This is a genomic window from Carnobacterium sp., from assembly GCF_049673005.1.
In the GTDB taxonomy this organism is placed as follows: Bacteria; Bacillota; Bacilli; order Lactobacillales; family Carnobacteriaceae; genus Carnobacterium_A.
The window spans coordinates 1-7,889 of record NZ_JBATXB010000054.1; the positions used below are offsets into that span (position 1 = coordinate 1).

Sequence of the window (7,889 nt, forward strand, 5' to 3'; positions counted from 1 at the left end):
AGGCTTGAATTTGCAAAAAAATGAAGAATACGGAATAATAAGAATCAACCTCTAGATAGAACCACCTATATAGCGCTTAACTAAAAAATAATCCAGTAAAAACTAAAATTAACGATTAAGGTGGTATGCTCATGCAAGAAAACGAATTGAAATTTCCAGGGTTAAATATAAAGATTAAAGAGGCTCAAGAGGTACAGTTAGAAATCTTATTAGAGTTTGATCGACTATGTAAAAAATATGGAATTCAGTATCAACTTTTTTCAGGAACTTTAATTGGAGCAATCAGGCACAACGGCTTCATTCCTTGGGACGACGATATTGATGTTTGCATGTTAAGAGAAGAATACAACCGGTTTTTAGAAGTTAGTATAAAAGAATTAAATAAAAACTACTTTTTACAAAATTATCATACAGATAAGAACTTTCAATCACAGTATTCAAAAATAAGAAAGAACCATACCCGTTATGTCGAAAATCTTGTTCAAGATGTAGATATGCACCAAGGAATTTTTATAGATGTCTTTCCTTATGATCACGTCAGACCTAAAACTCTTAAGGGGAAAGCTCAGAGAATAGCGATTGATCAATTGAAACTAATTAATTATTGTAGAGTGATGAGAGTAAACGATGTTGAAAAGAATAGGGTACTCAGGATAGCTAAAAAAGCTACATATTATATATTAAAAGTAATCCCCAAAAGCAAAATGGATCGATTGATTACAAAACTTGTTTGTTTATTTAATAATAAAGAGGAGAAATATGTAGGGGAATTAAGCATATCAACAAGTAAGCATATGTACGATTCATTCGTATTGAAAAAAGAGTTCTTTTATGACTCGATTGATTGGGATTTTGAGGGGTATAAGTTTCCTGTACCGCGAGCATATGATGAAATTTTGACAAAAAACTATGGTAATTATATGGAAATGCCCCCTTTAAATGAACAGGAGCCGCATCATGGGATTATTGAAATAAAATTAGCGTAAACAAAAATAAAATTGGGTGTACTAATTGATTAGTGCCACAAGAAGGGGAAAAAAATGGGAAATCAAAATGAAGACAGTACAGAAAAGGTTCTAGATCCAGAATTTATTTCAGTTATTGTTGATGTAATGGATGTTAAACCGAATGAAATAAAAAACATCACGTATTTAAAAAAAGGGATTACAAACGATTCATTCACTTTTGAAGTTAAAGATAAAACTTATATTATCCGTATTCCTGGAGTGGGTACAGATAAATTAATTAACAGGGTAAATGAATACAATGTGTATGAAGTTTTAAAGGGGAAAAAAATAAGTGACCATGTTATTTATATTTCTTATGAGAGCGGTATCAAAATAACGGAGTTTTGGGAAACTGCCCGAGTTTGTGATCCCTTTGATAGAAATGACGTTCGACGTTGTATGGAAAAACTAAAAGAATTTCATAATAGCAACCTAGAAGTATCCCATTTTTTTGATCCTTTCGCTGAAATAGAATTTTACGAAAGTTTATGGAAAGGGAAACCATTGATGTTTGAAGATTACGTTGATGTAAAGAAAAATGTTCTCTCATTAGAAAAATTAATTGATCAGCTACCCAAGCAACTTGTTTTAGCTCATGTAGATTCTATTTCAGACAATTTTTTATTTGTAGAAGACACTGTTTTCGTTATAGATTGGGAGTACGCAGCCATGCAAGACCCGCATTTCGATATAGCTATGTTTGCTATTTATTCTATGTATGATCGAGAACAAACAGATTATTTAATGGAGAGTTATTTTGCTGGAAAATGCACAACTGAAATCAGAATGAAAATATATGCTTATATGGCTATAGGCGGTTTGCTTTGGAGTAACTGGTGTGAGTATAAGAGTGCATTGGGAGTAGACTTTGGGGAGTATGCAATAAAACAATATGAGTATGCAAAAGAGTACTATGCCATTGTTGTAAATGAACTGTTACCAAAGACAGAGTATAGTTTAGAGATGCGCACTATAAAAGGTAAAAAGTAAGGAGAGTATTGAAATGAGTGTGAAAAAAGAATCGTTACTTAAAGTCGAAAATGCAATTATTATGGCGGCAGGGCTTTCTTCTCGCTTTGCACCTATTTCTTACGAATACCCAAAATCTTTGGTAAAAGTAAAAGGTCAAGTTTTAATCGAACGGCAAATTTGTCAATTAAAAGAAGCTGGAATTGACGACATCACAATTGTTGTGGGCTATAAAAAAGAATTGTTTTATTATCTAATAGATAAATTTCAAGTGAAGATAGTTGAGAATCCTGATTATGCTAGTCGAAATAATCATTCGACTCTCTACGCTGTCAGAGAGAAACTGGGTAATACGTATATCTGTTCAGCGGACAACTACTTTACTCAAAACGTTTTTGAGGCTTTTGTTAATAAAGCCTATTATTCATCCGTCTATCAAGAAGGAAAAACAGATGAATGGTGCATTGAAACTGATGAAACCGGGTTAATAAAAAATGTGGAAATAGGCGGAATAGACAAATGGATTATGTTAGGGCATGTATTTTTTTCTCGGGATTTTTCAAAGAAATTTGTAAAGATTTTGGAAGCTGTCTATGATAATTCTGAAACAAAGAATTTATTATGGGAAAGTATCTATTTAAATCACATCAATGAGTTAAATTTATATAGTCGTCAATACCCTAAGGAAGTTATAATTGAATTCGATACGCTAGATGAGTTGAGAAGATTTGACACGCACTATATTGATTCTACAGGATCAATAATCTTACACTCTATTTGCGAGCAATTAGAGTGTAAAGAGAGTGAGATTACAGGACTAACCCCCATAAAAAAAGAGGGTCAAACGGTTGGCTTTGATTTTTTTATAAAAAACATAAACTATTCTTATTTCTATAAAACAAAAGAATTGCTTAGATACAATCGTTGATAAAATTGTTTAGGAGAATGCGCTATGGCATATGGCTTACTAGCAGGTTTTTTTTGGGGATTAGACACAGTAATATTGGGAATTGCTTTAGTTATGACTCCATTTGTATCAACTGAACAAGCAATTTTATTAGCTCCATTTGTTAGCACATTTATTCACGATTTTTGTTCATCGTTATGGATGTTAGTCTATATGGGGTTCAAAAAAGAATCCCAAAAAATACTAGCTGCTTTAAAAACTAGAAGTGGAAAAGTAATTATTCTGGCAGCTTTAATGGGTGGCCCAATTGGCATGACGGGCTATGTTTTATCTATAAGTTATATTGGAGCGGCATATACAGCAATCATATCCGCATTGTTTCCAGGAGTTGGAGCACTTTTATCTTATATTTTTTTAAAAGAAAAAATGAAAGGGTATCAACTAGCTGGATTAACCGCTAGTATTTTAGGTGTCATTGCATTAGGCTATTCTCCCGGAGGAAACGAATCAAAAAATATACTTTTAGGGTTCTTGTTTGCACTAATGTGTGTGATTGGCTGGGCGTCTGAAGCCGTAATTATCGCTTATGGTCTAAAAAATCAAGAAATTAGTGATCGAGTAGCTCTTCAGATAAGGCAGTTAACATCTGCCGTTTTTTACGGAGCCATTATATTACCGTTTGTTGGAGGGTGGTCATTTACGCTGTCTATTCTATCAACAAAAACAACATCAATTATTTTATTAGCTGCCTTATTTGGAACGACTTCTTATTTATTCTATTATAAAGCGATTAATAAAATTGGTGCTTCTAAAGCGATGGCTTTAAATATAACCTATTCTGCATGGTCAATTGTTTTTGGAGCGATTATTCTGAATGAAGAAGTGTCTTTTAGAAGTATTGTTTGCGCATTGATTATAGTAGGTGGGTCGATTACTGCCGCAGCCAATTTAGAAGAAATCGTTAAGTTTAAGAAAAACTCCATCAACTAGATGCTCACATGATCATCTTAGGTTGTAGCGTATTCTTTGACTAAGTAGCCAGAAATCGTTAGAGTAAAATCAGTTATGAAATAAGTAAATTACTAGATTAACAAGAAAGAAAGGAATGAAGAAATGGATAAATTTATGGAGAGAGCAGTTAAGCTTGCGGTAGAAAATGTTCGTGACGGCGGTACACCTTTTGGAGCAGTACTTGTTAAAAATGGAGAAATAATTTCTGAAGGAGTCAATGAGTTGCACCACACATATGATAGCAGTGGGCATGCAGAATTGCTGGCAATCCGTAAAGCCCAAGCAGAATTTAAGACACTTGACCTTTCGGAGTTCACAATGTATGCCAGTGGCGAACCCTGTCCGATGTGCTTATCTGTGATGTACTTATCTGGAATAAAACAAGGTTACTATTGCGAATCAGTTGAGGCAGCAGCAGAAATTGGACTAGGTGTTTCTAAAGTTATTTACGATGATTTAAAAAAAGATAGAGACGATCGCAAACTTACTATGAAGCAGATGCCTTTAAAAAAAGGACAAGAAGATCCAATAGAGCTCTGGGTAGAAAAAAATAACAAGTAAGCGATACAAGAAATGTAAAAACTTAAGGAACTAGACTAGTCATTTAGTGTAGTTCCCTAAGTTTATTTTTTTTAGGTACATTTATTAAAAGAGTTGGATGGATAACTTCTGAATAAACAATGATAGTTCTTTAAAATAGTTCGTTAACGCTTACTATGTTATAATATTGTCTACGAGTTTGCTTCAATACTTCATTTTTAAAACATGAAATCAAAAATTAAAGTAATTTAAATGAAAATAAGATGAAGGCGATTTCTATTAGGAAGGTGGTAAATCATGAATGAGTTTGTTGAATTAAGAAACAACTATTTTGAGAAAGAACAGATGTATTCATTTCCGTTATTTTTTTTAGAAAAATATCGAGAAAACAATTTCATTAAAAATTTAGAATCAAAAACAGGATTAAATCAGTTTAAAGAAATTATGCAACTCTCTATAAAAAAAGATATAAAAGAAAGTGAAATTCTCAGGAGTCTATCTTATCTAGGTCAAAATGCTTATTTAGATTGCTATATTACTAAGTTGATTATGGATAATCAATTTTTGCTTACTAAAGAAGGGTTCGATAAAGTTGCAATAGGGCTTTTGTCTCAAGAAAAAACAGATGAATCAACCGTTTATGCTTTAATAGATAGTTGCATTGAATGTGATCGAGAGATACTGACTAAAGAAATGATAAAAAGCTTGTTAAGAAAGTATATAAAGCAGTTGGATATTTTTTCGATAGCGATAGACTATCTGTATCATTTTAAATTAGACGGTTTCGAGCAAACTATCTACGAATGGCTGAAAGAAGATTACCCAATAAATATTAAGATACAACTGATAGATTTGTTAGTAGAATTGTATTCATTGGAAAAACTAGATCAGAAAAAAATAGGGGAATTGCTTCCGTTTCAAGCGAACAAAAAATTATTTAGTGATTATATGGCAATTCTTAATAAGGAACAACTTGTACAGCATGATGGATTAACCATTTTACAATCCATGTTTTATGGCGATTTTGAAAATAGTGGTAAAGGCAATAATGGTGGAATGGCGGTGTTTTTGAAGACTCTAGGAAATGAGTTGTCTAAGTCAAAAGAAGTATCACTGGTAGTAACGTTAACCATCACAAATGAATGGTCACACAATCAATCGCTTATGAATTTTTATTCTGAGAATCATTTATTTTTGAGAGCGCCTATCTATATCGATGCAAAAAATAAAGATCCTTTTTTAAAGAAGGAACAATTTATTAAAAGAGCTATCGATAGATTCTTAATGAAATTAGAAATTGAACCCGATATTTTTCATGTTCGGTATTTAGATAATGCTTCTAGGGCAGTAGCGCTTTTAAGCAAACAATTAGGTAAAAAACTAGTTTTTACGTTAACTCCCGACCCGCATCGCAATATGACCAATAATGATGGGACGTTAAAAGATCTAGAGGCCAATGACTATTTTCAAAAATTAAATAAAATAAAAATAGGGGACGAATTAATCTCTGAAAGTGATCAAATAGTTGGAATAGGTAATCATACAGTCGAAAAAGAACTGCACTCTTATTTCCCTCAATTAGTTAAAGACGATAAAAAAGAGAGGCTGTGGATGATTAGCGAAGGAATACAAGCAGGTGAGAATGTTCTAAATACGGAGAATACACTAGATCCTTACAAAGAATTAAAGAACATTAAATTTAAAAAAGGTTTTTTTGAAAGACCCATTATTTTAAATGTAGGTAGATTAGAGCAACAGAAATCCCAAGACGAATTAATGAAAGCATGGGGGAATTCGAGTATATCTGATGTATATAATCTATTATTGATTGGTGGAGATTTAGAAAATCCAAGCAACGATGAAAAGAAAATGATTCATTCTTTTGAAGACTACCTCTTTGAGTATCCTCATCTAAAAGATAAGTTTCATCACGTTGGTGCTTTATCAAATGAGAATATAAGAATGATTGAAAAGCAGATAATGGAGCATCAAGATAATTATCCGCAAATTTACCTTTGTTCAAGTAAAAAAGAAGAATTTGGAATAGCAATTTTAGAGGCTTTATCACAAAAATTTTTAGTGTTGGGACCTCAAAGAGGAGGCGTAAAAAGCTATTTGGAAGATGATATCAATGGATTTTTAATTGATACATCCGGTTGGAAAACAATTTCTGAAGAAACAGAAGCCATTATTCAGCGATTGAAAAATAATCCGTTAGCTTTTGAAAAGATACAAAATGCTGGAGAACAGACAGTAAAAGACCGCTTTTCTATGGAAGAAATAGCCAAAGAATTTTTACTGTTTTATCTGTCTTTAAAAAGGAGCAAAGTGAATGAACGTTAATCATATATTCTTTATAAGTCCCCCGTTTTATTCTCATTTTACTCCACTATTGGTTCTTGCAAAAAGTTTTAAAAAACTTGGTAAAGACGTAACATTTGGGTGTAGCAGTGAGTTTAAAGATCAAGTTGAACAAGCGAATTTATCTTTTTACGAAATAGATATTAGTAAGAATAAAAATGTTGGGAAAGCAACTAGCACAACTCAACCTGATTCAGAAAAAGACCGATTGGATGAGTTTTTTGAATCAACGAGAAAAGGAGCTGTTGAAACACTTATCACACAATCTAAACATAGGAAAAAAGATATGCTTTATAAGCCAGAAGATCTGGTTTTGAAAATCAAAACAATAGCCGATTCATTAGAAGTAGATCTATATGTGGTGGATATCTTATCATATGGAGTTACTTTAGGATTGTATTCTTTAAATCTCCCTTTTATAACGTTCTGTCCACCTCATCCGCGTACGATTCCAATGGAGAACGAAAACTATGGCGTTCCCAAAAATTGGCCTTCTGTCATACAAGTTGATGAAAAGAAGTTAGAAGAGTTAAAACAAGTCTCTAAAAAGACTCAAAGTGAATTTACAACAATTTTTAATGCACTACTAGCTGAAAGTGAGAATAATTCTAAGCAAATAGAAAATGCTTTTAGTTTAGTCTCAGATAAAGCAATCCTCTACAATTATGTTGATTTTGATTCGATTGAAGAGGATGATCAGCTCCCTGATAAAATCTTTATGGGCAATTGTTTTGAAGAAGACGTATTAGATAAAGAATGGATTAACAAACTAAAAGGGCAAAAAAATAGGGTATTGATAACTCTAGGAACATTTTTATCTAATCGAGTAGATGTACTTGAAAAACTGATAAGTGGCTCAAAAAAATACAATCCAGATTCATTATTGATTGTTTCGGCAGGAAGCAATGCTGAAAAATTAAGAAAATACCGTTCTGATTCAGTTATTATTGAAGAATTTATACCACAAAAAGCTTTAATGCCTTATATGGATAACGTTATTTTTCATGGAGGTTGCAATACCTTTACAGAGGCCTTGTATTACGGGAAACCGATGATTATTTTACCTTTTTCAAGCGATCAATTTAATATTGCCT

7 protein-coding genes are annotated in these 7,889 nt (G+C 32.4%); all 7 read left to right on the forward strand.

Annotated features, from left to right (window positions below; translation table 11 throughout):
- The first annotated feature begins 131 nt into the window (after positions 1-131).
- Positions 132-986 (forward strand): LicD family protein, encoded by an 855-nt coding sequence (locus tag WBF61_RS04580; RefSeq protein WP_424254323.1) that lies wholly within the window; start codon positions 132-134, stop codon positions 984-986.
- A 54-nt stretch (positions 987-1,040) separates the two neighbouring features.
- Positions 1,041-1,997: a phosphotransferase gene (locus WBF61_RS04585; protein ID WP_424254325.1), complete on the forward strand. Its 957-nt coding sequence runs from the start codon at positions 1,041-1,043 to the stop codon at positions 1,995-1,997.
- 13 nt (positions 1,998-2,010) lie between these two features.
- Positions 2,011-2,904, forward strand: a complete 894-nt coding sequence (locus tag WBF61_RS04590; RefSeq protein WP_424254327.1) for an NTP transferase domain-containing protein — start codon at positions 2,011-2,013, stop codon at positions 2,902-2,904.
- A 24-nt stretch (positions 2,905-2,928) separates the two neighbouring features.
- Complete coding sequence (locus WBF61_RS04595; RefSeq protein ID WP_424254329.1) at positions 2,929-3,873, forward strand: DMT family transporter; 945 nt, start codon at positions 2,929-2,931, stop codon at positions 3,871-3,873.
- A gap of 123 nt (positions 3,874-3,996) precedes the next feature.
- Complete coding sequence (locus WBF61_RS04600) at positions 3,997-4,455, forward strand: nucleoside deaminase (RefSeq protein ID WP_424254331.1); 459 nt, start codon at positions 3,997-3,999, stop codon at positions 4,453-4,455.
- A gap of 276 nt (positions 4,456-4,731) precedes the next feature.
- Positions 4,732-6,777: a glycosyltransferase family 4 protein gene (locus tag WBF61_RS04605; RefSeq protein ID WP_424254332.1), complete on the forward strand. Its 2,046-nt coding sequence runs from the start codon at positions 4,732-4,734 to the stop codon at positions 6,775-6,777.
- Positions 6,767-7,889, forward strand: a 1,123-nt coding sequence (locus WBF61_RS04610; protein WP_424254333.1) for a glycosyltransferase, incomplete at its 3' end; no start/stop codon positions are given. The genes WBF61_RS04605 and WBF61_RS04610, both read left to right, overlap by 11 nt.

What these genes read in the sequence shown, in the direction of transcription:
- WBF61_RS04590 (WP_424254327.1), top strand. Translation starts at nt 2,011, where the DNA reads ATGAGTGTGAAAAAAGAATCGTTACTTAAAGTCGAAAATGCAATTATT.
- WBF61_RS04580 (WP_424254323.1), top strand. Translation starts at nt 132, where the DNA reads ATGCAAGAAAACGAATTGAAATTTCCAGGGTTAAATATAAAGATTAAA.
- WBF61_RS04595 (WP_424254329.1), top strand. Translation starts at nt 2,929, where the DNA reads ATGGCATATGGCTTACTAGCAGGTTTTTTTTGGGGATTAGACACAGTA.
- WBF61_RS04605 (WP_424254332.1), top strand. Translation starts at nt 4,732, where the DNA reads ATGAATGAGTTTGTTGAATTAAGAAACAACTATTTTGAGAAAGAACAG.
- WBF61_RS04585 (WP_424254325.1), top strand. Translation starts at nt 1,041, where the DNA reads ATGGGAAATCAAAATGAAGACAGTACAGAAAAGGTTCTAGATCCAGAA.
- WBF61_RS04600 (WP_424254331.1), top strand. Translation starts at nt 3,997, where the DNA reads ATGGATAAATTTATGGAGAGAGCAGTTAAGCTTGCGGTAGAAAATGTT.